Here is a 26,912-nt window from a genome sequence, read left to right on the forward strand (position 1 = left end):
CGGAGGGTGGGGTGTCGGTGAACGGTGGCGGGGCGAGTGGTGCCGGGGTCGCTGGTGACGGGGTGGGCGGTACCGAGGTGGGCAGTGCGGCGGCGGGGGTCGTGCACCGGCTGGCCGAGCGGCACGAAACCCTGGCCACCGTCGAATCGCTCACCGGTGGGTCGCTCGCCGCTTCGATCGTGAACATCGCCGGGGTCAGCGGGATCTACCGGGGCGGTCTCGTGGTCTACGCCACCGAGTTGAAGGCGACGCTGGCTGGCGTACCGGCTGATCTGTTGTCCGACCGGGGGCCGGTGGACCCGGACGTGGCGGTGGCGCTCGCCGAGGGCGGCCGGCAGCGGTGCGGCGCGGACTGGGGGCTGGCCACCACCGGGGTCGCCGGCCCGGAGCCGCAGGACGGGAGACCCGTGGGCCTGGTCTACGTCGCGGTTGCCGGACCGGACGGCAGCGAGGTCCGCCAGCTCGACCTGGGCGGCGGGCGGGACCACGTCCGAGCGGAGGCGGTGGTCGAGGCGCTGCGGTTGCTCTCCGAGCGGCTGGCCGCCGCAACCTCGTGACCGCCAGGGCCGAAACGGTCAGAGCCACCCGAGCCGACGCCACACGGGCGGCGGCGGGCCCGTCCCGACGAACCGACGGGCGGGGCGGGATGTCGCCCGGGCCCGCAACGGGTACGGTTGCGGGAAGGCTCCGACGTTCGGGGTCGGCGCGGTCCGCCGCAGCCGGCCGCCCAGCGGCGGGCGCGAGGTATCCCTCAGGGGGAGGTGCGATGATCCTGCTACGCCGGGTGATCGGTGACGCACTGCGAGCGCGCCGGCAGGGCCAGCAGCGCACGCTGCGTGAGGTCTCCACCGCCGCCAACGTCAGCCTCGGCTACCTCTCCGAGATCGAGCGCGGGCACAAGGAGCCGTCGAGCGAGCTGCTCGCCGCGATCTGCGACGCCCTCGGTGCCCGCCTCTCCGAGCTGCTGCGTGAGGTGAGCGACACCGTGGCGCTCGCCGAGCAGATGCCCGGGGTGCTCGTCTCGATGCCGGACGAGCCGTCCGAAGCCGCTGCCAAGAGCACCAGTCGGGGTGTCCGTCAGGTCACCTCCGACGGCAAGGTCGCCGTCTCGGTCCGCCAGGACTCGCCGCTCAAGGCCACCCTGCGCAGCACCCGGGTCCGCCCGACCGAGCGCGACCGGGACGTGGTCTGCGCGGCCTGAGCCGCGATCTTGTTGACCATGGGCGGGCTGGCCCCGGCCGCGTAGGGTTGCTCGCAGGAGCCGCCGGTGCTGTCGACCGCCCGGTACGGATGCCTCATTGGCGTTCGGCTGGGACGATGGAGACCGGCCGGCAACGGTCGGTCGGTTCAGCCGGCCGGCCGTGGTGGAGTGACGCTACTGAGGGGATACCGCGGAGATGGCGAACCCGTTCGTCAAGGGTTGGAACTACCTGATGGCGCTCTTCGGTGCAAAGATCGACGAGCACGCCGATCCCAAGGTGCAGATCCAGCAGGCCATCGAGGATGCCCAGCGGCAGCACCAGGCGCTGGTTCAGCAGGCTGCCGCGGTGATCGGCAACCAGCGTCAGCTGGAGATGAAGCTGTCTCGGCAGATGACCGAGGTCGAGCGGTTGCAGGGCAACGCCCGCCAGGCCCTGGTGCTCTCCGACCAGGCCCGGGCCAAGGGCGACGAGGCCGAGGCCGTGCGGTTCGAGCAGTCCGCGCAGACGCTGGCCAGCCAGCTCGTCTCCGCAGAGCAGGCCACCGAGGACCTGAAGACGCTGCACGACCAGGCGCTGGGCGCCGCCGCCCAGGCCCGCCGAGCGGTCGAGAACAACTCGATGATCCTCCAGCAGAAGCTCGCCGAGCGCACCAAGCTGCTCAGCCAGCTGGAGCAGGCCAAGATGCAGGAGACGGTGGCCCGTTCCCTGGAGTCGATGTCGTCGCTGACCGCGCCGGGCACCACCCCGTCGCTGGACGAGGTGCGCGACCGCATCGAGCGGCGGTACGCCAACGCGATGGGTCGCGCCGAACTGGCCGGCAACTCCGTCGAGGGCCGTATGTTGGAAATTCAGAAGGCCACGATCGACTCGGCCGGCTCCGCCCGGCTGGAGCAGATCCGCTCCAGCATGGCGGGGGAGCAGCTCGGCGGCACGGCCCAGCGACCGGCCGTCCCGCAGGCCGAGAAGACCGGCCCGGCCAACGACCCGACGGCCGCCGCCCGGCTGGACGAGCTGCGCGCCAGCATGGCTCGCGAGCGGGGCACCGGCGACCCGACCGCCGCCGGCTGAACGACCGGATCGAAGGGGGCACTGTGGCAGACGAGCGGACCCGGTACTTCCGGAGGCTGGGTCGGCTTCGCCGGTCGGCCCGACGGTGGAGCGTGCTGGCCGGTGGGCTCGGCGGCGCGGCGGCGGTGCTGACTCCGTACGCCGGCCTTGGTCTGCCCGACGCGGCCTGGGCGGGCGCCGCGGGCAGCGCCATGGCGCTCGCCGCCTGGCGCTGGATCGACGTGCGTGCCCTGACCGCCCAGCCGGCGCCCCCAGCGCTCGACCCGGCCGAGGCGGCGGCCCGGTCGCGGGCCCGACTGATCGCCGCCGTCGAGCGGCTGCCGGTCGGCCCGGGCGTACTGGCCGAGGTGCGCCGGGTCCGCTCCCGGATCGCGCTGCGCGGCACCAGCGCCGGAGAGCAGTGGGCCCGACTGGACCGGGCGGCGCTCACCCTGGCCGGAATGGCCCCCCGACTCACCGGGCTGGCCGAGCCGGCGGTGCTGGAGGCTGCCGCAGCCGACCGCTCGCTGCGCGACCTGGCCGCTCGGGTGGCCAGCGTCGAACGCGCGCTACGGCTGGCCCCAGCCGACGCCCGACCACCGCTGGCCGAGGCGCACGCCGCGCTCACCGCCCAACTGGAGGGCGGGGTGGCGGCGTACGAACGGCTGGTGGTCGCCGCCGCCGGCTACCTGGCCGAGGACTCCCGACCGGAGACCGCCCATCCGGCCGCCGACCGGCTCACCGAGGCGACCGACCTGCTGCACGGGGTCGCCGGGGCGCTCGCCGAGCTGCGGGCCGTCGGCACCCCGCTGCGCGCGCCGACGCGCTGACGGCGCACGCGCTCCGACAGGCGGCGCGCTGACGGGGCATGGCCCGAGAAGGCGCACGGACCTCGGGTCGGTCACTGTGGTGTCGTCACCAGGACCGGTCCGGTGTACGGCGAGGTGCCAACGACGTTGAACGACCGGATGCGGTAGTGGTACGCGACGCCCCGGGCCAACCCCGTGTTGGTGAAGCCGCGGCCGGTCACCGTGAAGGTGGCCGTCTCCTGCTCGAAGGCCGGGTCGAGTGCCCGCTGCACGATGAACCCGGACCCGGGGCCGCCGGGTGTGCTCGCCTCCCAGGCCAGGATCACCGTCGCGGTGTCCGGCCCCGGTGCGCTGGCGGTGGCGCTCACCCCGGTGGGGGTTCCCGGCGCGGGCGGCGAGGTCACCGTGGCGACCGTCGACCACGCGGAGGCGGAGCCCAGGTAGGTGGTGCGCACCCGGTAGTAGTACGTGGTGTCCGGTGCCACTGTCGCGTCCAGGTGGTTGTCGCCGACCCCTATCGCCGTGGTGCCCGGGCCGCTGGTGAACGTCGGGTTGGTGGCCCGCTGCACGTCGATGCCGGTGGCGAACGAGCGGTTCGTCCAGCGCAGCGCCACCCGCAGCGGGGCGGCCGGCGGGAGCGTCGCGGCCAGACCGCTCGGCGCGGCCAGGTGCACCGATGCGGGTACCCCGTTCGACCAGGACGAGTAGCTGACCGCGTTCTCCGCCCGGATCCGGTAGTGGTAGGTCACCCCGGGGGTGACTGTCGCGTCGGTGTAGCGGGTGGCGGCTGCTGCGACGGTGATCGTGGTGACCTCGCCGCCGAAGGTCGCGTCGGTGGCCCGTTGCAGCAGGTGGCTGGTGGCGGGCGGACGCCCGCCGTTGCTGGTCCAGGCCAGCGCGATCGCGGGTAACGCGGTGGCCGAGCCGGACACCGGTGTGGCGGTCAGCCCGGTCGGCGCCTTCGGCGCCACCCGCAGCACCAGCGGCCGGCTCATCCCGCCGTCGCGGTGGCCGGCGAGTTGACTGTGCCAGCGGTACTCCCAGCCCAGGTTGACCAGTTGGTTGACCACGGTGGCCGGTCGCCCGTCGATCGGACTGATCGGCGTCGACCCGGTCCGCGCTCCGGCCGGACGACAGGGGTCGAGCAACCGGACGCTGTCTCCCAGCTTGAACGGCAGCACCGGCGCGACCGGGCGTAGCGCCACCACCACGTCCTCCCGGGGGTTGACCCGGATGACCCCCTTCCACCCCAGCTCCGTGCCGTGCGGGAGTCGCAGCGTGCCGTCCCAGCCAACCCGGTTGATCACCTGCACGTCGCAGCCGGCGACGTGCAACGGCTCGGTCTGCCGGACGTTGCCGCTGATCCGCCAGAGCTGCGTGCCGTCGGTGGGGGAGCCCACCGGCACGGCGGGGTCGGTGGCGAAGAGCACCTCGGTGACCGGGTCGGTCGTACCGAGCGGCAGCGTCGTCGGGTTGAGCGGCCCGGCGTGGGGGTGCCCGACGCCGAGCCGGCCCGCCGACCGGCCGTGGTCCGGCTCGAAGATCTGCTGCGCGGCTTTCACCGCGATCGGCAGGGTCACCGGGCCGGTGCCGGCCGTCGGCGTGAACGTCACAGTGGAGGCGTGCACCGGCACCGTCGTCTGCGCCGGGGTCCGGGTGCCGAACGCCGTGTCGTACGCCGGCTGCGGGACGATCGGCGGGCGTTGGCTGGCCGCGTACGCCAGGGGCAGCCGTTCGCGCAGCCGGCTCAGGTCGTACGGCGGCTCGGGCGTCCCGGTGACCCGGAACTGGAGCAGGGTGCGGGTGTTCGGGCCGTACCCCGGTTCGGTCGAGGGCGGGCCGCCCCCGGCGCTGCGGTCCGGGGCATCGGTGTGCTGGTCGTAGCGGCTGTCGAAGCCGGGCAGTGGGGCCGGAGCGTCGTTGTAGAGAATCAGCGTGCTACCCGGCGGCACGGCGGTGAAATCGACGAGCACGTCGGCCCGTTCGCCCGGGGCGAGCAGCAGGGTGTGTCCGTCGACGTTCAGCACTGTCGGGTCGAGCCGGTCGTAGCGGTAGCCGATCGGTTGGTTCGGCAGCACCACCGGCGCCGGCAGGAGGCCGGCCTCGTTGCCGATCTGGATGAACTCCGGGCCGGCAGCGCGCGGATCCGGCACACCGCCGTCGCGTCCGTCGGTGGGCCACCCCGCCGGACGGTCCGCCGCCCGCGCGGCTGGCACCATCGGCACCTCACCGGCGTCGGGGTCGGCGAGCGCCCCGTCGGCCGTCCACATCGCCGCGTCGGAGCAGGCGCGGTAGAGCTGAAGGTTGAGGCTGCGGTCCAGGCAGGCGTTGAGGATCCGGAACCGGTACGCGCGCGGCCGCACCTCCAGGTACGGGTAGGCGACGCCGTTGACGAGCGGGGTGTCGCCGTATGCCTCGGGCACCGCCGACGGGTGCGGTACGCCGGGGCTCGACGGCGGCTCGTCCGGCGCGCCGACCGGGTCGTGGTGCGGGTTCGGCACCCAACCGTCGGCGGGGGCGTCGCCGGAGGCGGGGTTGCGGGACCAGGGTCCGTAGTCCCACCGGCCGGTGGCGTTGCGTCCGCCGGACCGGTACGGGTTCTGCCGGGGTTGGTAGACGTGCGGGTGCCAGAGGCTTCCCCGGGCGCCCCAGCGTTCCCGGTCCCAGGTCGGGTCCTCGGCGGCGAGTTGGGTGTCGTCCGGAACGAACGTCTTGTCCTCGATCACCAGCGGCACCTGGTCGGTTGGCAGCACCGCGTCGGCGACGAGCTGGTCCTCGGCCGGGTCGGTGATCAGGTAGAGCGCGAGCTGTCCGCCGTAGACGGTGAGTCGGGCCAGGCCGAGGGTGTTGTCGTGGAACCACAGCAGCCGGCCGCTCTGCTCGTTCGGGAAGTAGAGCGTGGTGGCCCCGGTGCCGGGCGCCGGCATGTCCGGCACGTGAGCCAGGCCGGGCCCGGTCGGGTACGGGGTGATCTCCCCGGCCGGGGTGATCCACTGCCCCGGGTTGCCCGCGCTGGTCCAGCCGGTCTGCGCCCCGGCCAGGTGCAGCACGGCCCGGTTCTGTGGGTACGGCGCCGGGCCGTCCAGTGGGCCCAGGCCGGCTCCCTCGACGGTGTCGTCGACCGGCAGGAACAGCTCGCCGGACCGGCCGGTGGGGAGCTGGTTGATGAACTTCACCCGGACCGGTCGACCCCGACGGGCGCTGATCATCGGCCCGAGGTGCCAGGGCCGCTCCGGAGGAGCCACCGTGTTGTGTCCGGCCGGGTCGGTGCCCAGGTTGAGTTGCCGGTAGCCGCGCAGCCGGGTGACCGGCAGGTCCCGGTGCAGCCGCTGCGCGTACTCCTGCAGGCCGATCTCGTAGTAGTCGCAGCCCGGATAGCTGATGGTGTCCGGCACCGCCACCGGCAGGTGGCTGCCGAGCTCGCCGCGGCCGGGCTGGCCCGGGACGGGCAGTGGGTCGACGAACTTGCGCAGCCCGGTCCCGGCCACCACCTGCCCGTCGGGGCCCCGGGTCGGGCGAGGGCTGTGGGCGAAGTTCGGCACCGGGCCGAAGTAGCGGGGCACGACGGCCGGGTCCAGGCTCGGCGTGACGACGGCCTCGTCGGCGGTACGCGGGGTCGGCACGGACGCGGCCCGGCTGTCGGCCGTGGTCCGCTCGAAGAAGGTGGAGCGGAGTCTGCGGAACATCGCCATGACTCTCCCCGGTTCGGGGCGCGAGGTCCGCCACTCCGGCGTGGGGGACCTCGGCACTCTGCTGACGGTCGGTGAGCGCTCAACCGCAGCATGCGACTCCGGCGGCCGGTTAGGAATTACCCAATCGTCCGTTTCTGCCGTGGATCCCGTCTGGCGAGAGCCTGGTCAGCCGGATGATGAGGGGCGCGGGAGTTCGGGCTGACAGACCGGGCACCAGTAGGTGACCCGTTCGCCGAGCTCCTCCTTGCGGATGGCCGTGCCGCAGCGGCGGCAGGGCTGAGCGCGGCGGCCGTACACGTAGCTGGTCTGCCCCCGGTGCAGTGAGCCGGTGCTGCTCTGCGTCCACCGGCCCCGGTTGGCGGCGAGCAGCCGCTGGGAGAGGGCCACCAGGCCCGGCAGGTCGGGCACTTTCTCGACCGGGGTCCACGGTGACACGCCCCGCAGGAACAGCACCTCGCACTTGTAGAGGTTGCCCACACCGGCCAGGTTGCGCTGGTCGAGCAGCGCCTCGCCGATGGTCTGCTCCGGGTGGTCGGCGAGCCGACGGACCGCCTCGGCCGGGTCCCAGTCGGCGCCGAGCAGGTCGGGGCCGAGGTGGCCGACCAGGTGGCCCTCGTCGGCGGTCGGCACCAGGGTCAGGTCGTGCAGGTGGTAGCCGACCGCGACAGCGCCAGGGCTGCGCAGCACCACCCGGATCAGGTGCGCGGGCCGTCCGCTCCAGCGTTCCCCCGGGGCGTACGCCCGCCAGGCGCCGTCCATCCGCAGGTGGGAGTGCAGGGTCCAGTGCTCGCCGGTCGGGGCGCCGAGTCGCAGCAGCAGGTGTTTGCCCCGGCTGGCCGACTCACGGACGGTCCAGTCGGTCAGGTCCGTGGTCGCCAGCTGCGGCACCCGGAAGTCACTGCCGGTGATCCGCGCGCCGGCCAGCGCACGCTGCAGCACGCGCGCGGTGTTCCAGACGGTGTCGCCTTCGGGCACCCTGCCATCCTCCCTCTTTCGAGCAAGATTCGCATGTGTCGCTATTTGTACTCAGGTTCCTCATGATCTACCGACATGCGAAGGTCAGGAGGTTCTGAGGAGAATGCCCATGACGCGACCCTCTTGTCGTATCCCATCCGTCGCCCTCATCGCCACCCTCGCACTCCTGCTCGCCGCAGCGCTGCTACCCGCCGGCGGCCCTGCCCCGGCCGCACCCGGCGGCGCTCCGATCACTCTCGTCGCCGCCGCGCCCGGCGACGAACGGTGGAGCGTCGACCTCACCATCGTCGACCGCGACGATGTCAACGTCCGGCGTAGCGCCGCCGGCCTCCGCCTGCGGGATGCCCGCGCCAACGGGCGCGGCGCCCGCAGCCCGCACAGTGCGGTCGCCGAGGGGATGCTGCTGACCGCTCCCCGTACCCTCGCCCGGCCGGCCACCCGGGTCCGCGCTGAGATCAACGCCGCAGTTCCGGCAGGGGCGACAGTGGAGGCGCAGGTTCGCGGCTGGCGGGCCGCCGGCTGGACGGAGTGGCGGGCGGCCACCACCGGCGCGGTCTTCGACCGGCCGGTCACCAGGGTGCAGACCCGGGTGGTGCTCACCGCCCCCGACGGCGGCGCTACGGCGACGGTACGGGGCGTGCGGCTCACCGCCGACGCGAACGTCGCCGTCTCCGCCGCCACGCCCGGCCGCACCTACCGGGTGTACGCCACCCGTATCGGCCTGGTCGGCGAGCTGACCGCCAACGGCCGTACCGTGCAACCCCGGGACCACTTCGCGGCGCTGCCGTCGCGGCGGGGGCTCTCCCCGTTGAACACCGGCGACTACACAGTGCGGGTCTGCACCACCAGCGGCTCCCGCTGCGAGTACGCCCCGGTCTGGGACGTCGGGCCGTGGAACACCCGCGACGACTACTGGAATCCCTCGTCGGTTCGGGAGAACTGGAAGAACCTGCCGCAGGGCCGGCCCGAGGCGCAGGCCGCGTACCAGTCCGGCTACAACGGCGGACGGGACCAGTTCGGGCGGACCGTGCTCAACCCGGCCGGCATCGACCTGGCCGACGGGACGTTCTGGGACGGGTTGCTACTGACCACCAACTCCTGGGTGGACGTCGCGTACCTGTGGACCGGAGGGGGGCCGCGCGGTGTCGTCGGTGACGGGCCGCTCAACATCCGCACCGGGGCCAGCACGTCGTACGCGACGCGAGGCCTCGCTGCCCGGCTGGCCCACGTGCCGATCCAGTGTTACGTCACCGGTCAGTCGGTCGCCGGCCCCTACCGGACCACCACCCGCTGGAACCGTCTGGCCAGTGGCCAGTACGTCAGCCACGCATACATCTCCAGCGTGTACGGCGGCAGCGTGCCGGTCTGCTGAGCCACGCTCACCCCGTCGGGCGCTCCGTCGATGTCAGGGGCGCTCGTCGGGGCGAGCCGTGCGCACCATGTCCTGGTAGCGCGGGTGGCTGGCACCGTAGACGGCGTAGTTGAGGCGGGCGTGCGTCAGGCTCAGGTCGCCGTTGGGGCCGCCCCGGACGGCGTCGGCGTCGGCGTCGGTCTGGCCGTCGTCGGTCCAGAAACAGACGGGGCAGGTCCCCCCGCCGGTTCGCGATGCACAGCAGGGACAGCCCACAGGAACCACATGCTCACCCACCGGAGAAGCATTCCACAGTCGAACATCAGCCCGATACCCGCAGGAGGTCCCCCGGGAAGGCGGCGAGGAGGTCCGCTGCCCGCCCGCCGTTGACCGCGACCGCCACCAGACCGGCCGAGTCGACGTAAGCCACCAGGCCTCCGGCCGGGGCGTCGCCGAAGGTGCGCCCGTGCACCGCCGCGAGGGCCGGTGTCGGTCCCGGCGGACCCACCCGGAGTGTGGCCGGCAGCGGATCGAGCAACTCGGCCGGCGCGGCAAGTTGGACGTTGCCGAAGTGGTCCACTGTCAGCACCTCGGCGGTGAAGCCCTCGGCGTCCCGGGACACCGTCGGCGCCGGAAGTCGCACCAGCCCGGCGGGGTCGACAGGTGGGCCCGCCTCGGCCAGCGGTGCGCCGAGCGCCAGCCGGGCCGCCGCCGGTGCGAAGACGTCCCGGCCGTGGAACGTGGCGGACACCTGGGCGGCCAGCCAGCGCGGCTCGGTCAGCTCGACCGCGTCGGTCACCCCACCGAGCGCGGTGGCCGCGTCCAGCAGCAACCCGTTGTCCGGTCCGACCAGCAGTCCGCCCGGCGTGGCCAGCGCGACCCCCCGCCGGGCGGTGCCCACACCCGGATCGACCACCGCCACGTGCACTCCCACCGGCAGGTACGGCACGGTCTGCGCCAGTACGGCAGCACCGCGCCGGACATCGGCCGGCGGCACCAGGTGGGTCACGTCGATCACCCGTGCGGCCGGCGCGATCCGGGCGATGACCCCGTGGCAGGCGGCCACGAAGCCGTCGGTGAGGCCGTAGTCGGTGGTCAGCGAGATCCAGGGCGCGGCGGACATGCCCGCAGGCTAGTGGAATCCGCGCTGTGCTGGCGGATACGGGACAGCGCAGTGGCCGACCGGCCCCTCCCGCCGCGGGAAGACGTTGTGCAGACTGCCCTGGTGACAACTCGGAACCTCCCCGCAGTCGGAATCCTGCTGGTCGCCGTCGCCCTCAGCGCCGGTTGTGGCAGTGACGACGACGGCAGCCCGACCGCGACCCCGTCCGCCTCGTCCGAGGCGGCCCCGACCGGCCTGCCGACGCCCCAGGCCGCACCCAGTGCCGACGGCGCGACCCCGCCCCCCGCCGCCCAGGGCACGACGCAGCGACGGCCGGCCAGCCCGCCGCCGGTGGTGTTGCCCAAGCGCCCGGCCAGGGCGCCCGGCGCGAAGCAGGTCGTCGACGCTTTCCGGGCCGCCGGTCTGAAGGTGCCGCACCCGAAGGACCGCTCGGTCGACTGCGGGCCGGACGGCCTCGGCCTGGGCTGTTCCGAGCTGATCGCCACCGACGCCGTAACCGTGTACGTCTTCCCGGACGAGACCAGCGCCAGTGACATCGCGGAGACGTGGGGTGGCCAGTCGTACCGGCGCGGCGCGGTGGTGCTGAACTACCTGGAGGCGAAGACCCCGGCCGCCGACCGCCCCGGCTACGAGAAGGCCCTCGACAGGCTGGGCTGAGCCACCGGCGTGGCCGGAGCATGTTGTTCTTTTGACCGTGATGTCTGTGAGTCATCGTGATGACTCACAGACATCACGCTCTCTGCGGAATTGCCCTCGGCGGGTCCTTGGCGGGTCAGCCGCGCAGGCGTAGGCCCCGGGGGGTGGCCCGGAAGCCGGCGGCGGTCAACGCGTCCCGCAGCGGCGACGAGTGCACCGCCTCGCCGTCGGCCCGCTCCACCGACATCGCGCCCAACGCCCCCGAGTGGACGGCGTCGGCGAGCGCCTTGCCGGCCGCGGCGAGCGCGTCGGTGTCGTCGGTGAAGGAGAGCAGCGTTCGGCCGCCGCGTTCGACGTAGAGGACGAGGTCTCCGCCCACCTGCACCACCAGGGCGCCCGCCTTGCGACCGGCCCGGTGCCCGGTCGCCGGGGTGGCGCCGTCGCCGGAGTCGATCACCCGTTCCGGCCAGGGCAGCGCCGCACCGTACGGGTTGGCCGGGTCGGTCGCGGCGAGCACCGTCGCCACCGCGCCCCGACCCCGGGCGCCGTCGGTCGGCTCGGCCAGCGCGCGCAGCCGGTCCACAGCACCGGGTACGGCAAACTGCGCCGCCCCGAGCCCTTCGACGAAGTAACCCCGGCGGGCCGCGCCGCGCTCCTCCAGCGCCGACAGCACCGGGTAGACCGCCGAGAACCCACCGACCACCTGCTCGGCCATCACCGCGCCCCGGGTGACCACCCCGTGCCGCTCCAGCAGCAGGTCGGCGAGCGCGGCGGCCCGCCGGGTCGGGTCGAGGTCCCGCTCCGGAAGACGCGACCAGCGGCCGGCGACCGTCGGCGGGCCACCCCGGGTCGGCAGCGCCACCCGACCGGGCCGCCGGTAACGGGTGCGGGGCGCGGACGGCCGGGAGCGGTGCGCTCCGCCGGCGCCGAGCACCGCGCGCAGCGGGGCGAGGGTGTCGTTGCTGAGGTACCCCGCCCAGACCAGGTCCCAGATCACAGCGGTCAACGCGGCGTCGTCGGTCGACCCGACCCGGTCGGCCAGCGGGCGGAAGAAGAGCGCCTGCCCGTCGCCGAGCGCGTCGAGCACCGCGTCGTGCAGCGGGGTACGGGTCAACGCCTCGTCGGGCGGCGGGAGCAGCAGCGGTGCGGCGTCCGCGTACGCCAGGGTTACCCAGCCGTCGCCCCCGGAGATCGCGCCCGACCCCGCCCAGAGCACCTCCCCGCTGGCGCACAGCTCGTCCAACTGGGCGGGGGAGTAGTCAGCGACCCGGGCGGGCAGCACCAACCGCTCCAGCGCTGACGCCGGCACCGCGGTGCCCTGCAACTGCTCCACGGTGGCGGCGAGCGCCTCCACACCTCGGGCGGACGAGCCGACCTGCTGCCAGCGCGGCAGGAACGTGGCGAGGGCCCGGGGCGACACCGGCTCGATCTCCCGGCGCAGCGCCGCCAGCGAGCGACGACGCAGCATCCGCAGCACCTCGGCGTCGCACCACTGGGCGCCGGCCGAATCCGGGGTGAACTCCCCGGAGACCACCCGCCCGGTGGCGCCGAGCCGGCGCAGCGCCTGCTCGACGACGAACACACCGAGCCCGAACCGGGCCGCGCAGCTGGCCGCGGCGAACGGCCCGTGGGTGCGGGCGTAGCGGGCCACCAGGTCACCGAGCGGATCGGCCACCGGGGCGAGGTACGCCTCAGCCACCCCCATCGGCAGCGCCACGCCGAGGGCGTCGCGCAGGCGGGCGGCGTCCTCGACACCCACCCAGCGCTGTTCGCCCGCGATCCGGACCCGCAGCACCCGGCGGGTGGCCTCCAGCTCACTGAGCCACGTCTCCGGCACACCCCGCTCGGTCAACTCGGCGTCGCTCAGGTCACCGAGCACCCGCAGCAGCTCGACGACGTCCTCGGCGTCGCGGGGGCGGCGCTGCTCGGTCAGCCACCGAAGTTGCCGGTCGGTCTCGGTGAGCACCGCCGGGTCGAGCAACTCCCGCAGGTCGACACGGCCGAGCAGCTCGCCGAGGAGCGTGGAGTCGAGGGCGAGTGCGGCGGCGCGGCGCTCGGCCAGCGGGGCGTCACCCTCGTAGAGGAACGCGCCGACATAGCCGAAGAGCAGCGACCGCGCGAACGGCGACGGCGCGCTGGTCTCCACCTCGACCAGCCGCACCTTGCGGGTGGCCAGGTCGCGCATCAACCCAGCCAGCGCCGGCTGGTCGAAGACGTCCTGGAGGCACTCCCGGGCAGCCTCCAGGGTGACCGGGAAGTCCGCGTACTCGCGGGCGACGTCGAGCAGTTGCGCGGCCCGCTGCCGTTGCTGCCAGAGCGGTTGGCGACGCCGCGGGTCGCGGCGCGGCAGCAGCAGGGACCGGGCGGCGCACTCCCGGAAACGGGCGGCGAACAGGGCGGAGGTGCCGACCGACTCCTCCACGAGCTGGGCGATCTCGTCGGGCTCGAAGACCACCACGTCGGCGCCGGGCGGCTCGTCGGCGGTGTCCGGAAGACGCACCACGATGCCGTCGTCGGAGGGCATCACCTGGGCGTCGACCCCGTACCGCTCGGCCAGCCGGCGGCCCACCGCGAGGGCCCAGGGTCCGTTGACCCGGGCACCGAGCACGCTGTGCACGGCCAGCCGCCAGTCACCCAGTTCGTCGCGGAACCGCTCGACCACCACCGTGCGGTCGTCGGGCAGCGAGCGGGTGGCCTCCCGCTGCTCGCGCAGGTAGGCCATCAGGTTGTTGGCGGCCCAGTCGTCCAGCCCACCGTCGCGCAGCGCGGCCACTGCCGCCTCGTCGGTCTGGCGCAGCAGGGTGCGGACCCGGGCGCCGATCGCCCGGCCCAGCTCCACCGGCCGGCCCAGCTGGTCGCCCTTCCAGAACGGCATGCGGGCGGCCTGCCCCGGGGCGGGCGAGACCAGCACCCGGTCCGGAGTGATCTCCTCGATCCGCCAGGAGGACGAGCCGAGCAGGAAGACGTCACCGACCCGGGACTCGTAGACCATCTCCTCGTCCAGCTCGCCGACCCGGGCGGCCCGCTCGGCGCCGGCCAGGAAGACCCCGAACAGACCCCGGTCGGGGATGGTTCCGCCGCTGGTCACCGCCAGGCGTTGCGCCCCCTGGCGGCCGGTGAGCACATCGGTGGCCCGGTCCCAGACGAGCCGGGGGCGCAGCTCGGCGAACGCCGTGGACGGGTAGCGGCCGGAGAGCATGTCGAGCACGGCGTGCAGCGCCGAGTCGGGCAGCTCGGCGAAGGGCGCGGCCCGGCGGACCAGCACGGCCAGGTCGCCCAGCGTCCACGGCTCCAGCGCCACCATCGCCACGATCTGCTGGGCCAGCACGTCCAACGGATTGCGCGGGTAGTGCAGCTCCTCGATCGCTCCGGCGGTCATCCGCTCGGCGACCACCGCGCAGGAGAGCAGGTCGCCGCGGTGCTTGGGGAAGACCACCCCCCGCGAGACCGCGCCCACCTGGTGCCCGGCCCGGCCGACCCGTTGCAGACCGGCAGCCACGCTGGGCGGCGCCTCGATCTGCACCACCAGGTCGACAGCGCCCATGTCGATGCCGAGCTCCAGGCTGGAGGTGGCCACCACCGCCGGGAGCTGGCCGGACTTGAGCGCTTCCTCGATGTGCTTGCGCTCCTCCCGGGAGACGCTGCCGTGGTGGGCGCGGGCGATCACGGGCGCCGCGCCGGTGGCCGCGCCGGACTGGGCCATCACCTCGGCCGGCGGCCGGTTGCGCAGCGGACCGGCGGGACCGCCCCAGCGCTGCGCGCCGGATGCCGGGTCACCGTCGCCCGCCGGGTCGTCGCCGGCCGGCAACCCCTCCGGTGCGCCGATCGCGCCCTCGCCCGACGCGGATGCGGCCACCGCCTCGGCGGCCAGCTCGTTGAGTCGGGCGCAGAGGCGCTCGGCACTACGCCGGGAGTTGGTGAAGACGATGGTCGAGCGGTGCTGCCCGATGAGGGTGAAGACCCGTTCCTCCACGGCCGGCCAGATCGACGCCCGACGTGGCCCGGGGCCGCCGAGGTCGTCCTCCGGTGGCTGCTCCTGCTCGTCCAGGCGGGTCATGTCCTCCACCGGGACCTCGACGCTGACCTCGATGGTCTTCAGGGTGGCCGGCTGCACCACGTCGACCGGGCGGGCGCCGCCGAGGAACTGCGCACAGGCGTCGATCGGCCGGACGGTGGCCGAGAGGCCGATGCGCTGCGCCGGGGCGGGCAGCAGCTCGTCGAGGCGTTCGAGGGAGAGGGCGAGGTGGGCGCCGCGTTTACTGCCGGCAACTGCGTGCACCTCGTCGACGATCACCGTCTGGATGCCGCGCAGCGAGTCGCGAGCCGCGGAGGTGAGCAGCAGGAACAGCGACTCAGGCGTGGTGATGAGGATGTCCGGTGGGGTGCGGGCGAAGGCGCGTCGCTCGTCGGCGGGCGTGTCGCCGGTGCGCATGCCGACGGTGATGTCGGGCGGTGCGACGCCCAAGCGGGTGGCCGCCTGCCGGATGCCGGCCAGCGGGGCGCGCAGGTTGCGCTCCACGTCGACGGCGAGAGCCTTGAGCGGGCTGACGTAGAGCACGCGGCACCGCTGGCGGGCCTCGGCCGGTGCTGGCTCGCTGGCGAGCCGGTCCAGTGACCAGAGGAAGGCCGCGAGCGTCTTGCCCGAGCCGGTGGGCGCCACGACGAGCGCGTTGCGCCCGGCGGCGACCGACCGCCAGGCGCCGGTTTGCGCGGCGGTCGGGGCGGCGAAGGCGTTGTCGAACCAGGCGCGGGTGGCCGGGCCGAACCCGGCCAGCACCGCGCCGGCGTCTGCGTCTGCCCCGGTCACGGGTCCATCGTGCCCCGCGGGTCCGACATGCACGAGCGACCTCACGACGGAATGAACCAGCGAAATGCAAAAAGCGTGGAAGGTGCGCTTAATACGTTAAGTCTCACTTAACTGCTTGCTTCTGAGGAGCAACATAAAGTAACTTCACTCGCAACGCGAACCGGGGTGAGGGGATTTGATGGCCGGCGAGCAGCGCACCGTCGAACCGGGCACCGACGTGCTGATTCGCAAGGTCGACAGCCACCTCGCCGCGCTCCGCGCCGGCCTGCACGGCCCCGAGCTCGAGCTCGCCGAACGCCTCGCCCACTGTCTACGCCAGATGGTCCTCTGCACCGCCCAGGCCAGCGCCGCCGACCGGGGTCAGGTCCGCGTGGCAGTGCACTACTTCGTGCTGCGTCGCGAGAGCCGTGGCCGCCTGCTGTCGGTGCGTTCGCTGACCGCCGCCGAGCGGGTCGTCGACCGGGTCGCCCGCCAACTCGGCCGCCCCGACCTGCTGGCCGAGCTGCGCCGCGACCGCCCCGCACCCGGCGACGCGCAACCCCTCAACAACGCCCTCCTGACCTGACAACCCCGCCCCACCCCGCGCCTCGCGCCCCACCGCCACCCCGCGCCCCACCGCCACCCCGCGCCCCACCGCCACCCCGCGCCCCACCGCCACCCCGCGCCCCGCGCCTTCGCCCGCGCCCCGCGCCTTCGCCCGCGCCCCGTACCCCTGGCTGCGGTCCGCGCCCCACGCGTGCCCCGTCCGCGCCCGCCCCACCCGTCGATCAAGGAGTTGTGGTGGGTGACAAGTGCCCCGTGAAAGACCAAATCAGGCACCACAACTCCATGATCGACCGGGGTGCGCTCCTCGTTCCCCGCGATCTTGCACTTTCTGTCGTGGCATAGCGGACATTTCACGCGAGTCGACAGCCGAAACTGCAAGATCGGCGCGAGCGGGGGAGAACGGGGGAGGTTGCCAGGCTGGGGCGGGGGCTGGGGCTGGGGCTGGGGCTGAGGGGCGGGGGTCGGGGTGGGGGTGGGGGTGGAGTGGGGTTGGAGGGCCTGAGGGGACGAATTCTGGCAAAACCGCCCGGCGGGGGAGGAACTGGCGTCTGATCGCTGCTAGGCGCCACCGCTGCCACGGGCGTCGGCCATGTCGATCGGGAGCGCAGGTGCTGGTACTGCTCATCCTCCATCTCGTGGCGGCCCTCGCCGCGCCCCTGCTCGTCCGCCGGTGGGGTCCGCGCGCGTGCTACCCGCTGGCGCTCGCGCCGGCTGCCGCGTTCTGCTGGGCGGTGGCCCGCACTCCGGCCGTCGCCGACGGCGGGGCGGTGGTCGAGACGTACCCGTGGATCCGGCAGTTGGACCTCGACATCGCGTTCCGGCTCACCACGCTGTCCTGGCTGATGACGCTGCTGATCGGCGGCGTCGGCGCGCTGGTGCTGGTCTACAGCGCCCGGTATTTCGGCGCCGGTTCCAGCGGGCTGGCGCGATTCGTCGCGGTCCTGGTCGCCTTCGCGGGCGCGATGCTCGCGCTGGTCTTCTCCGACGACCTGCTGCTGCTCTACGTCGGCTGGGAGCTGACCACGATCTTCTCGTACCTGCTGATCGGGCACAGCACCGAACGGCGGTCCAGCCGTTGGGCGGCGGCGCAGGCGTTGACAGTCACCACGCTGGGCGGACTCGCCATGCTGGTCGGCTTCATCATGCTGGGCGAACACGCCGGCACCTACCGCTGGTCGGAGATCAGCGAGCAGCCTCTGCCCGGAGGCGGGTACCTGGTGGGCGCCGTGCTGCTGATCCTGGCCGGCGCGCTTTCCAAGTCGGCGGTGCTGCCGTTCAGCTCGTGGCTGCCGGTCGCGATGGCGGCACCCACTCCGGTCAGCGCCTACCTGCACGCCGCCGCCATGGTCAAGGCCGGTGTCTACCTGGTCGGGCTGCTCGCGCCGGTGCTCGCCACGGTCGGCCCGTGGCGGCCGCTGGTGCAGGTCGCCGGCGTGGCGACCATGCTGCTCGGCGGGTGGGCCGCGCTGCGTCAGACCGACCTCAAGCTGCTGCTGGCGTACGGGACGGTCAGCCAGCTCGGCCTGCTGGTGGCGGTGACCGGCTCGGGCACGCCCGACGCCGCGCTGGCCGGCACCGCGATGCTGCTGTCGCACGCCCTGTTCAAGGCGGCGCTGTTCCTGGTCGTCGGCATCATCGACCACGGTGCCGGCACCCGTGACCTGCGCGAGCTGTCCGGGGTGCGGCACTGGTCCCGGCCGCTGTTCGTGGTCGCAGTGCTGGCCGCGGCGTCGATGGCCGGTGTGCCGCCGCTGGTCGGCTTCGTGGCCAAGGAGGCGGTGTTCGCGGCCTTCACCGACCAGCCGGTGCTCCTCACCGGCCTGGTCGCCGGGACGGTGCTCACCGTCGCGTACAGCGCCCGCTTCCTCTGGGGCGCGTTCGCCGACCGGCCGGGTGTGGCACCGGTCCCGCCGGGGTCGATCGCCGCGTCGATGCTGGTCCCGCCCGCGGTGCTCGCCGGTGTCGGTCTGCTAGCCGGTCCGGCCGCGAGCGTGCTGGACAACCTGCTGCGCCCGTACGCCGATCTGCTCGGCGGTGTCGACGCGCACCTGGCGCTCTGGGCCGGACCGACCCCGGCGCTCGGCCTGTCCGTGCTGGCGCTCGTCGGTGGCGGTCTGCTCTTCGCCGCGCGCGGGCCGCTCGCCCCGGTGCTGGCCCGGCTCCGGTCACCGGTGGGAGGCAACCAGGGGTACGAGTGGGTGGTCGGCCGGTTCGACCGGATGGCCATCGAGGTCACCAGCGCGACCCAGCGTGGCTCGCTGCCGCAGTATCTGGGCATCATCCTGGTGACACTGGTGCTGGTGCCGGGTGCGGCGATGCTTTCCGCCAGCCCCTGGCGTGCGCGGATTCCACTCTGGGACAGCGCGCTGCAACCGGTGGTCGTCGTGGTGATCACGGTGGCGGCGGTGCTGGCGGTCGGCGCCCGTCGCCGGCTGACCGCGATGCTGCTGGTGGGCATGACCGGCTACGGCACGGCGATGTTGTTCGTGCTGCACGGAGCGCCCGACCTGGCGCTCACCCAGTTTCTGGTGGAAACCGCGACGATCGCGGTCTTCGTGCTGGTGCTGCGTCGCCTGCCGGAGCGGTTCTCGGCCCGCCCGCTGCGCCGTACCCGTTGGGTCCGCCGGGTGATCGGGGTGGCGGCGGGTGTGGTGGCCGCCGGGTTGGCCCTCACCGCCGTCGGCGCCCGCCGGGCGCCGGACATCTCCGCCGCCTTTCCGGATCTGGCGGTGGTGCACGGGTACGGCCGCAACGTGGTCAACGTGACCCTTGTCGACATCCGGGCCTGGGACACGATGGGCGAGCTGGCGGTGCTGGTGGTGGCCGCGACCGGGGTGGCCAGCCTGATCTTCGAGCGCTCCCGCACGGGGCCGCGGCCGCGCCGGCCCGGTGCCGAGCAGGAGGAGAGCGGACGCGGCCGGCCGGTGTGGCTGCGCGGTGGCCCCACCCTCTACGAGGAGCGCCGCTCGATCGTGTTGGAGGTGGTCATCCGGCTGATCTTCCACACCGTGGTGCTGTTCTCGCTGTTCCTGCTCTTCTCCGGGCACAACGCGCCGGGCGGCGGGTTCGCCGGCGGGCTGGTGGCGGGTCTCGCCCTGGTGGTGCGCTACCTGGCCGGCGGCCGGTACGAGCTGACCGAGGCGGCCCCGATCGGCGCTGGCGCGATCCTCGGCGCCGGGCTGGCCATGGCGGTGGGCAGTGGTGTGGTGGCGCTGCTGCTCGGCGGGTCGGTGCTGGAGAGCGCGAAGGTCGACCGAACCCTGCCACTGATCGGCGACGCCCATCTGGTCACGTCGCTCTTCTTCGACATCGGCGTGTACCTGGTGGTGATCGGGTTGGTCCTGGACATCCTGCGCAGCCTCGGTGCCGAGGTGGACCGGCACATCGAGGCCACTGGAACGGCCAGCGGCGGGTTGGCCGTCGACAAGGGGGACCGGGCGTGAGCGCGAGGAGTGAGCCGGGTTTGCGAGCCCCGCAGTCGCGAACAGGGGTGGCGCGGTGAGCGCGAGGAGTGAGCCGGGTTTGCGAGCCCCGCAGTCGCGAACAGGGGTGGCGCGGTGACGAGGAGCGGTGCGGGGCCGACGTTGGTGCTGGTGCTCGCCGTCGCGGTGCTGGTCGGGTGCGGGGTGATCCTGCTGTTGGAGCGCAGCCTGACCCGGATCCTGCTCGGGGTGATCATGCTCGGCAACGGGGTGAACCTGTTGATCCTGTTGGGCGGGCGGTCGGGTGCGGCGCCGATCGTCGGCACGGGCCCGGTGGAGCGGATGAGCGACCCGCTGCCGCAGGCGATGGTGTTGACCTCCATCGTGATCACCTTCGGGTTCGCCGCGTTCCTGCTCGCTGTGGCGTACCGCAGTTGGTATCTGTCCGGGGACGACGAGGTGCCCGACGACCTGGAGGACAGGCAGATCATCCGCCGGGCCGGACGCAACGAGGTGGGTACTGTCGATCACGGTGGCGAGGGCCCGAACGGAGACCCGGAACAGGTCGATCCCGAGCCGGCCCGCCGACGGCTACGACGCGGGGACGAGTCGTGATGCGCGCCCTGGTGCCGCTGCCGGTGGTGGTGCCGCTGCTCGGTGCGGCGCTGACCCTGCTGCTGGCCGGGAAGCCCCGAATCCAGCGAACGATCAGCGTGCTGTGTCTGAGCGGCACGCTCACGGTGGCGGTGGTGCTGCTGGTGCAGGCGTACCGGCACGGGCCGGTGGTGGTGGCGGTCGGGGGGTGGCCGGCGCCGGTCGGCATCGTCCTGGTGGCCGATCAGCTGGCCGCGCTGATGGTCGTGGTCTCGTCGGCGGTGACGCTGTGCGTGTTGCTGTACTCGGTGGGCCAGGGCGGCAGCGAGACGATTGAGAGCTCCCCGGTGTCGATCTTCCACCCGACGTACCTGGTGCTCACGGCGGGTGTCACGAACGCGTTCCTGGCCGGTGACCTGTTCAACCTCTTCGTCGGGTTCGAGATCCTGCTGGCCGCCAGCTTCGTGCTGATCACCCTGGGGGGCACGGAAACCCGGATCCGGACCGGGTCGACGTACGTGGTGGTCAGCATCCTCTCCTCGATGATCTTTCTGATGTCGGTGGGTCTGGTGTACGCGGCCACCGGCACACTCAATCTTGCCCAGCTCGCCCAGCGTCTCGACGACCTGCCCGGCGGTGTCCGACTGGCCCTGGAGCTGATGTTGCTACTGGCCTTCGCGATCAAGGCGGCGGTCTTCCCGCTGTCGGCCTGGCTGCCGGACAGCTACCCCACCGCACCGGCTCCGGTCACGGCCGTCTTCGCGGGTCTGCTCACCAAGGTGGGCGTCTACGCGATCATCCGCACCGAGACGTTGCTGTTTCCGGGTGGGCGTGCCCACATCCTGCTCATGGTCGTCGCCGGGCTGACCATGGTGATCGGCATCCTCGGCGCGGTGGCCCAGTCCGACCTGAAGCGCCTTTTCTCGTTCACCCTGGTCAGTCACATCGGCTACATGATCTTCGGGGTGGCGTTGAGCACCGTGGCCGGCCTCTCCGGCGCGATCTTCTACGTGGTGCACCACATCACCATCCAGACCACGCTGTTCCTCGTCGCCGGCCTGGTGGAGGAGCGTGCCGGCAGCACCGACCTGCGTCGTATCGGCGGGTTGGCCCGGGTGGCGCCGCTGCTGGGTGTGCTCTTCTTCATCCCGGCCATGAATCTCGCCGGCGTACCACCGTTCTCCGGCTTCCTCGGCAAGCTCGGCCTGCTCCAGGCCGGGGTAGCCGCCGGCGGGCCGCTGCCCGGCGTGCTGGTCGCGGCCGGCACGCTGACCAGCCTGCTCACCCTGTACGTGGCGTCCCGGGTGTGGAACATCGCCTTCTGGCGCGCGCCCCGGCTGGCCACCAGCGAGCCGGGGATCCAGCTGCCGAGGCTGATGGTGGGCGCCACAGTGGCCCTGGTCGCCCTCGGGCTGGCGTTGACAGTGCTGGCCGGTCCGCTCTTCGACGTCACCACCGACGCGGCTTCGGACCTGCGGCTGCGCACCCCGTACGTCCATGCCGTGCTGCCGGGCGGTGTGCCGTGACCGGCCCCCCGGAGCCGGCTCCCGACACCCCCGGGTCCGCCGTGGTGGGGCGAGGGCGGCTCGGGCGCTGGCGGGACCAGGCGGTGGCGCTCGGGTGGCTGGTGGTGGTCTGGATCCTGCTCTGGGGTGACGTCAACTGGGCCAACCTGATCGGTGGCCTGTTGGTGGGTGCGGCCGTGCTGGTGTTCTACCCGCTGCCGGCGGTCAGCTTCGGTGGCCGGTTGCGACCGTGGGCGCTGCTGGTGTTCGCGGGCCGGTTCGCCGTCGAGCTGGTCAGCGCGAGCCTGCACATCGCCCGGATCGCCGTGCAGCCCGGCTACCGACCGCGCGGGGCGATCATCGGGGTCCGGTTGCGGGTGGCCACCGACCTGAACCTGGCGCTCACCGCCGAGGCGGTCTCGTTGGTGCCGGGCACGTTGATCCTCGAGGTGGACCGGGACTCCGGAACTCTCTACCTGCACGTCCTGGACACCCACAGTCCCAGGGACCTGGACGTGGCCCGGGCCCGCACGCTCACCGTCGAGCGGCGAATCATCCGCGCGATCGGCTCCACCAGCGAACTGCGCCGACTCGACGTCACCTCACCCGAGAAGGGAACCCGCCCGTGACCACCTTCCTGGCCGTCGTCCTCACCGCACTGCTGTCGGTCACCGCGCTCCTCGCGCTGGCCCGCCTCTACCGTGGCCCGTCGCTGGTCGACCGGGTGATCGCCGCGGACATGCTGCTCGCCACGATGGTCGCCGGGGTGGGCGCCGAGGCGGCGGTCAATCGGCACGCCACCACGCTGCCCGTGCTGGTGGTGCTCTCCCTGCTCGGCTTCGTGGGCTCGGTGTCGCTGGTCCGCTTCGCCGTCCGGGAGCAGCAGTGATCGCGACGATCGCGGACTGGCTCGGCGCCGGTTGTCTGGTGGCCGGCGCGCTGCTCGCCCTGGCCGCCGGGATCGGCGTACTGCGGTTCCCGGACGCGCTGTCCCGGATGCACGCGGCCACCAAACCACAGGTGCTCGGGGTGCTCCTGTTGCTGCTGGGCATCGCGTTGCGGCTGCGGTCCCCGGCGGACCTGGGCATGATCCTGCTGGTGGCGGTCTTCCAGTTGTCCACCGCGCCGGTCGCGGCGCAGATGATCGGGCGGGCCGCGTACCGGTCGGGGCGGCTTGACCGGAGCCTGCTCGACGCCGATGAGCTGGCCGAACGCGGATCAGGTGGTGGATCGGCGGGCCCGGCGTGAACGGCCCCGGGCGGCCCGGTGAACCGGACGATCCGCTCCTTCGGCCCACCCCCAGCGGAGTCCCAGCCGACGCCGATAAAATAGCGGCATGATCGACTCTTCTGCCCAGGAGGGCAGCAGTAGCCAGCCGGGTCGTGCCCGGCATATCCCCGTACCGACGACCCCGGGAGCCCTGAGCGACCCGTGTTGATCGTCGTTGGTCTCCTTCTGATCATTGTTCTTACTGCCGCCACCGGCTACTTCGTGGCGCAGGAGTTCGGCTACGTCGCCGTGGACCGGGGCAAGCTGCGCCAGCTCGCCGACGACGGCGATCCGGCCGCCGCCCGGGCCCTGACCGTGACCAGCCGGCTCTCCTTCATGCTCTCCGGCGCGCAACTCGGCATCACCGTCACCGCCCTGCTGGTCGGCTACGTCGCCGAGCCGTACCTGGGCGGCGGTCTTGCCGACCTGCTCGGCGTGGCCGGTGTCAGCGAGGCGGTCAGTCTGCCGCTGTCGGTGGCGTTGGCCCTGGTCATCGCCACCGTCGTGCAGATGGTCCTCGGTGAGCTGGCCCCGAAGAACCTGGCCATCGCGCGGGCCGAGCAACTGGCGCGGGCGCTGAGCCGGTCCACCCTCGTCTACCTGGCCGTCGCCGGGCCGCTGATCCGGCTCTTCGACCGGGCCTCGGTCCGGCTGCTGCGCCGGATCGGCATCGAGCCGATCGAGGAACTGCCCAGCGGTGCCACCCCGGCCGACCTGGAACAGATCATCGCCGAGTCCCGCGAGGAGGGCAGCCTCGACGCCGAGATGTCCACGCTGCTCGACCGAGGTCTGGACTTCCGCGAGCTGACCGCCGGCGAGGCGATGGTGCCCCGCGTCGACGTGCACACCGTCCGGGCGCACGAGCCGGTGAGCCGGGTGGTCGAGCTGCTGGACACCGGCCACTCCCGCTTCCCGGTACGCGGTGCGGAGGGCGTCGACGACGTGCTCGGCATCGTCGGTATCGCCGACGTGCTCGGCGTACCCCCGGCGGAGCGGGCCACCACCCCGGTGAGCGCGGTGGCCGGGCCGCCGCTGCTCGTACCGGAGACGTTGCCCCTGCCCACAGTGCTCGACCGCCTGCGGTCCGGGCACCGGCAGATGGCGTGCGTGGTCGACGAGTACGGCGGCTTCGCCGGCGTCATCACGCTCGAGGACATCGCCGAGGAACTGGTCGGCCCGATCCGCGACGAGGACGACCCACCGGACCGGGCACCCGCCCGGCAGGACGACGGGTCCTGGGTGGTGCCGGCCCGCTGGCGGATCGACGAGGTCGCCGACAGCACCGGCATCGCCCTGCCCGAGGCCCCCGAGTACGACACCCTGTCCGGGTTGGTGATGCGGGAGCTGGGCCGGGTGCCCGAGGTCGGTGACCGATTGGAGATCAGCCTGCAACCCGAGGGCGCGGACGGCGAGGTCAACGAGGCGGAGCCCCGGGCGCTGGTCGAGGTGCTGGCCGTGGACCGGCACGTGGCCGACTCGGTGCGGTTGCAGTTGACCAAACCCGAGGTGACCGCATGAGCCCCGGGATCGCACTGTTCAGTTCGGTGATCCTGCTGGCGCTGAACGGGTTCTTCGTGGCCGCCGAGTTCGCCCTGGTGGCCAGCAAGCGCTACCGCCTGGAACAGGCGGCGGCAAACGGTGGCCGAGCGGCACGGGCCGCGTTGGATGGCGTCCGCGAGCTGTCGCTGATGCTGGCCGGCGCGCAGCTCGGCATCACGCTGTGCACCCTGGGTCTCGGCGCGCTGGCCGAGCCGGCGATCGAGCACCTGCTCAGCCCCCTGCTGCACGCGGTGGGCCTGCCGGACGCTGCCAGTCACCTGATCGCTCTGGTCTTCGCCCTCGGGGTGGTGACCTTCCTGCACCTGGTGGTGGGGGAGATGGCACCGAAGTCGTGGGCGATCACCGACGCGGAGCGCTCGGCGACGCTGCTCGCGTTGCCGTTCCGCGCCTTCGCCCGGGTTTCCCGGCCGGTGCTCTCCGCGCTGAACGCCCTGGCCAACGCGATCCTGCGGCTGTTCGGCGTCAATCAGCAGGACCAGCTCGCCCAGGTGCACGGCCCGGACGAGCTGCGGATGCTGCTGGAGCAGTCCCGGGAGCACGGGTTGCTCGGCGCTGAGCAGCACCAACTGCTGACCAGCATGCTGGAGTTGCAGGGCACGTCGGTGGCGCAGGTGATGGAACCGTTCGCCACCATGGTCACCGTCCGCCGCGACGACCCGGCCGAGCGGATCGAGGAGGTCAGCCGGGACAGCGGCCGATCCCGGCTCGCGGTGCTCGACGAGGCGGGCGACGTGTGCGGGCTCGTGCACGTCCGGGAGGCGGTACGGGTGGTCACCACCGGCCGGGTCGCCACCGCCGGGGAGCTGATGACCCCCGCGTTCACCCTGCCCGCGACGTCCTCGGTCACCGAGGCGGTGGCGGCGATGCGGGCTCGACAGTCACAACTCGCGCTGGTCCGCAACGGCGGTGGCCCGGCCCGGCCGATCGGTTTCGTGGCCCTGGAGGACCTCCTGGAGGAGGTCATCGGGGAGTTCGACGACGAGACCGACACGGTGCCCCGCGGGCGGCGGTTGCGCTGACCCCTACGACCCGGCCGCGCCGAGGAGGCGCGGCCGGGTCGAGGAGGCGTGGCCGCGTCGAGGAGGCGCGGCCGGGTCGGCGCGGCAAGCTTGAGGTCACCCCGACCGGGTAGGCGCGCCGGGTGGGGCCGGCACGGCCCCGTCCCGGGAGGGGGCGTGCGGTGCGGCTGACGGGAGTGTCCCCGGAGTCCGGTGGGACCGGGCTCTCCGTGCAGACCACGCTGCCCAACCCGAGTACCCGACCGGGCCTGCGCCTGCCCGGGCGGGTGACCCTCGCGGCCGGCCCGGACAACGTGCTGGTTCGGCACATCCGACTCGGCCTGGTCACCACCGTCGAGCCGGACGACCCGTCCGCGCCCCGGCGTCTCATGCAGTTCTTCGACGTGCCGATCGCCGGCCGGTTCGTCGTACCGGCCGGTCGGCGGCGGGCTGTCGACTTCGCGTTCCCGCTGCCGTGGGAGACCCCGGTGACCACCTTCGGTGGGGTGCCGCTGCTGAGCCTGCGGATGGGTTTGCGGACCGAGGTGTCGCTCGACCCCGACCTCGACCAGGGGGCCATGGTGCCGGTCTTCGTGCACCCGATCCCCACCCAGCAGCACGTGCTGGCGGCGCTGGACACTCTCGGCTTCATGATCCGCCAGTCCGGGTTGCAGGAGGGCGGGCTGCCGGGGGTGGAACACACCCTGCCGTTGCACCAGCGCTGGGGCTACTGGGTCGGACCGCTCTACGCCGGCCCGATCACCGAGCTGGAAGTGATCTTCGTGACCAACTCGGCGGGCCTGGAGGTGATCCTCTGGATGGACCGCCGGCTGGCGCTGGCCGGCATCACCCACCAGAGCATCAGCCGGTTCCGGATCTGGCACGAGGGCGCCGACCGGCGGGACTGGGTCGCCACTGTGGACGGCTGGATCCGCCAGGCGATCAATCGGCACGCCGCCGCTGCCGCGCACGCCGACTGGTCCGCGCAGATCGCGGGATCAGCCCACGTCAGCCGCCACCCCGACGAGCCGATCAAACCGGGTTACGGCCTCGGCGGCACAGCCGGCGGCGCCGGCATAGGAGGCGGCGGCTCCGGCGGCGGCGACGGCACCTGACCCGCCCCGCGCTGCCCTCGCCCCTTCGCGCTGCCGGCCCCGCGCCGCCCTCGCCGCCGACCCCGCGCTGCCCTACGGCCCGTCGATCATGGAGTCGTGGTGGGATGAACATCCCGTTTCGCGCCTTTCATGAGGCACCACAACTCCAAGATCGACGCGTGCGGAGGACGCGACGTCGCTAACCTCCGCGATCTTGCATTTTCGGTGCCGACAAATCCGCCAACAGCGCGCATTTCGCCAACCGAAAGTGCAAGATCGCGG

Annotated in this window: 21 protein-coding genes; 16 read left to right on the forward strand and 5 right to left on the reverse strand. The window is 73.1% G+C overall.

Annotation, left to right across the window (positions count from 1 at the left end; translation table 11 throughout):
- Positions 1–77 precede the first annotated feature (77 nt).
- The 4 genes from ACLQ3F_RS01475 to pspM all read left to right on the forward strand — a co-directional run bounded on the left by ACLQ3F_RS01475 (position 78) and on the right by pspM (position 3,079).
- The gene (locus ACLQ3F_RS01475; protein WP_425846148.1) at positions 78–557 is read left to right on the forward strand and encodes a CinA family protein; all 480 of its coding nucleotides are present in this window, start codon (positions 78–80) and stop codon (positions 555–557) included.
- Positions 558–766: 209 nt separating this feature from the next.
- Entirely contained in the window at positions 767–1,201 is a 435-nt protein-coding gene (locus ACLQ3F_RS01480; RefSeq protein ID WP_425845284.1) for a helix-turn-helix domain-containing protein, read from the forward strand.
- A gap of 196 nt (positions 1,202–1,397) precedes the next feature.
- Positions 1,398–2,270 (forward strand): PspA/IM30 family protein, encoded by an 873-nt coding sequence (locus ACLQ3F_RS01485; protein ID WP_357195212.1) that lies wholly within the window; start codon positions 1,398–1,400, stop codon positions 2,268–2,270.
- 23 nt (positions 2,271–2,293) lie between these two features.
- Positions 2,294–3,079: a phage shock envelope stress response protein PspM gene (gene pspM, locus ACLQ3F_RS01490; RefSeq protein ID WP_425845287.1), complete on the forward strand. Its 786-nt coding sequence runs from the start codon at positions 2,294–2,296 to the stop codon at positions 3,077–3,079.
- Positions 3,080–3,150: 71 nt separating this feature from the next.
- Here pspM and ACLQ3F_RS01495 read toward each other — a convergent pair whose 3' ends face one another.
- Positions 3,151–6,750, reverse strand: coding sequence for a hypothetical protein (locus ACLQ3F_RS01495; protein WP_425845289.1), 3,600 nt, complete (start codon positions 6,748–6,750; stop codon positions 3,151–3,153).
- Positions 6,751–6,915: 165 nt separating this feature from the next.
- A complete protein-coding gene (locus tag ACLQ3F_RS01500) occupies positions 6,916–7,725 on the reverse strand; it encodes a DNA-formamidopyrimidine glycosylase family protein (protein ID WP_425845292.1) in 810 nt (269 codons plus the stop codon).
- Positions 7,726–7,834: 109 nt separating this feature from the next.
- On the opposite strand from ACLQ3F_RS01500, the gene ACLQ3F_RS01505 reads away from it, so the two are divergent.
- On the forward strand, positions 7,835–9,097 hold the full coding sequence (locus tag ACLQ3F_RS01505; RefSeq protein WP_425845294.1) for a hypothetical protein: 1,263 nt from the start codon (positions 7,835–7,837) through the stop codon (positions 9,095–9,097).
- A 33-nt stretch (positions 9,098–9,130) separates the two neighbouring features.
- Here ACLQ3F_RS01505 and ACLQ3F_RS01510 read toward each other — a convergent pair whose 3' ends face one another.
- Together ACLQ3F_RS01510 and ACLQ3F_RS01515 are read right to left on the reverse strand one after the other, a co-directional pair.
- Positions 9,131–9,373, reverse strand: coding sequence for a CPCC family cysteine-rich protein (locus ACLQ3F_RS01510; protein ID WP_238671784.1), 243 nt, complete (start codon positions 9,371–9,373; stop codon positions 9,131–9,133).
- 25 nt (positions 9,374–9,398) lie between these two features.
- Positions 9,399–10,199 carry an SAM hydrolase/SAM-dependent halogenase family protein gene (locus ACLQ3F_RS01515; protein ID WP_425845297.1) on the reverse strand — a complete coding sequence of 267 codons (801 nt, stop codon included), beginning with the start codon at positions 10,197–10,199 and terminating at the stop codon, positions 9,399–9,401.
- A 102-nt stretch (positions 10,200–10,301) separates the two neighbouring features.
- On the opposite strand from ACLQ3F_RS01515, the gene ACLQ3F_RS01520 reads away from it, so the two are divergent.
- The gene (locus ACLQ3F_RS01520) at positions 10,302–10,856 is read left to right on the forward strand and encodes a hypothetical protein (RefSeq protein WP_425845300.1); all 555 of its coding nucleotides are present in this window, start codon (positions 10,302–10,304) and stop codon (positions 10,854–10,856) included.
- Positions 10,857–10,971: 115 nt separating this feature from the next.
- Here the strand turns inward: ACLQ3F_RS01520 and ACLQ3F_RS01525 are convergent, their stop codons facing one another.
- On the reverse strand, positions 10,972–15,642 hold the full coding sequence (locus tag ACLQ3F_RS01525; protein ID WP_425845302.1) for an Lhr family helicase: 4,671 nt from the start codon (positions 15,640–15,642) through the stop codon (positions 10,972–10,974).
- Between the two features lie 178 nt (positions 15,643–15,820).
- Here ACLQ3F_RS01525 and ACLQ3F_RS01530 point away from each other — a divergent pair, with 178 nt between their 5' ends.
- The 10 genes from ACLQ3F_RS01530 (at position 15,821) to ACLQ3F_RS01575 (ending at position 26,651) form a co-directional block, all read left to right on the forward strand.
- On the forward strand, positions 15,821–16,207 hold the full coding sequence (locus ACLQ3F_RS01530; RefSeq protein WP_355009528.1) for a hypothetical protein: 387 nt from the start codon (positions 15,821–15,823) through the stop codon (positions 16,205–16,207).
- 589 nt (positions 16,208–16,796) lie between these two features.
- A complete protein-coding gene (locus tag ACLQ3F_RS01535; RefSeq protein ID WP_425845305.1) occupies positions 16,797–19,631 on the forward strand; it encodes a Na+/H+ antiporter subunit A in 2,835 nt (944 codons plus the stop codon).
- Positions 19,632–19,745: 114 nt separating this feature from the next.
- On the forward strand, positions 19,746–20,225 hold the full coding sequence (locus ACLQ3F_RS01540) for a Na(+)/H(+) antiporter subunit C (RefSeq protein WP_425845308.1): 480 nt from the start codon (positions 19,746–19,748) through the stop codon (positions 20,223–20,225).
- Positions 20,225–21,730, forward strand: a complete 1,506-nt coding sequence (locus ACLQ3F_RS01545; protein ID WP_425845310.1) for a Na+/H+ antiporter subunit D — start codon at positions 20,225–20,227, stop codon at positions 21,728–21,730. Before ACLQ3F_RS01540 ends, ACLQ3F_RS01545 begins: the two co-directional genes overlap by 1 nt.
- On the forward strand, positions 21,727–22,338 hold the full coding sequence (locus ACLQ3F_RS01550; RefSeq protein WP_425845312.1) for a Na+/H+ antiporter subunit E: 612 nt from the start codon (positions 21,727–21,729) through the stop codon (positions 22,336–22,338). The genes ACLQ3F_RS01545 and ACLQ3F_RS01550 overlap by 4 nt, the downstream gene beginning before the upstream one ends.
- A complete protein-coding gene (locus ACLQ3F_RS01555) occupies positions 22,335–22,598 on the forward strand; it encodes a monovalent cation/H+ antiporter complex subunit F (RefSeq protein WP_355009523.1) in 264 nt (87 codons plus the stop codon). Before ACLQ3F_RS01550 ends, ACLQ3F_RS01555 begins: the two co-directional genes overlap by 4 nt.
- Positions 22,598–22,957, forward strand: a complete 360-nt coding sequence (mnhG, locus tag ACLQ3F_RS01560) for a monovalent cation/H(+) antiporter subunit G (RefSeq protein ID WP_355009596.1) — start codon at positions 22,598–22,600, stop codon at positions 22,955–22,957. Before ACLQ3F_RS01555 ends, mnhG begins: the two co-directional genes overlap by 1 nt.
- Before the next feature lie 183 nt (positions 22,958–23,140).
- Positions 23,141–24,496 carry a hemolysin family protein gene (locus ACLQ3F_RS01565; RefSeq protein WP_425845315.1) on the forward strand — a complete coding sequence of 452 codons (1,356 nt, stop codon included), beginning with the start codon at positions 23,141–23,143 and terminating at the stop codon, positions 24,494–24,496.
- On the forward strand, positions 24,493–25,557 hold the full coding sequence (locus ACLQ3F_RS01570) for a hemolysin family protein (protein ID WP_355009521.1): 1,065 nt from the start codon (positions 24,493–24,495) through the stop codon (positions 25,555–25,557). Before ACLQ3F_RS01565 ends, ACLQ3F_RS01570 begins: the two co-directional genes overlap by 4 nt.
- 161 nt (positions 25,558–25,718) lie before the next feature.
- The gene (locus ACLQ3F_RS01575; RefSeq protein ID WP_425845318.1) at positions 25,719–26,651 is read left to right on the forward strand and encodes a sporulation protein; all 933 of its coding nucleotides are present in this window, start codon (positions 25,719–25,721) and stop codon (positions 26,649–26,651) included.
- Positions 26,652–26,912 lie beyond the last annotated feature (261 nt).

The organism is Micromonospora sp. DT15, from assembly GCF_049841475.1.
Lineage (GTDB): Bacteria > Actinomycetota > Actinomycetes > Mycobacteriales > Micromonosporaceae > Micromonospora.

Coding starts and splice junctions, on each gene's coding strand:
- ACLQ3F_RS01515 (WP_425845297.1), bottom strand. CDS start 10,199: ATGTCCGCCGCGCCCTGGATCTCGCTGACCACCGACTACGGCCTCACC.
- ACLQ3F_RS01505 (WP_425845294.1), top strand. CDS start 7,835: ATGACGCGACCCTCTTGTCGTATCCCATCCGTCGCCCTCATCGCCACC.
- ACLQ3F_RS01570 (WP_355009521.1), top strand. CDS start 24,493: ATGAGCCCCGGGATCGCACTGTTCAGTTCGGTGATCCTGCTGGCGCTG.
- ACLQ3F_RS01495 (WP_425845289.1), bottom strand. CDS start 6,750: ATGGCGATGTTCCGCAGACTCCGCTCCACCTTCTTCGAGCGGACCACG.
- ACLQ3F_RS01480 (WP_425845284.1), top strand. CDS start 767: ATGATCCTGCTACGCCGGGTGATCGGTGACGCACTGCGAGCGCGCCGG.
- ACLQ3F_RS01545 (WP_425845310.1), top strand. CDS start 20,225: ATGCGCGCCCTGGTGCCGCTGCCGGTGGTGGTGCCGCTGCTCGGTGCG.
- ACLQ3F_RS01485 (WP_357195212.1), top strand. CDS start 1,398: ATGGCGAACCCGTTCGTCAAGGGTTGGAACTACCTGATGGCGCTCTTC.
- ACLQ3F_RS01530 (WP_355009528.1), top strand. CDS start 15,821: ATGGCCGGCGAGCAGCGCACCGTCGAACCGGGCACCGACGTGCTGATT.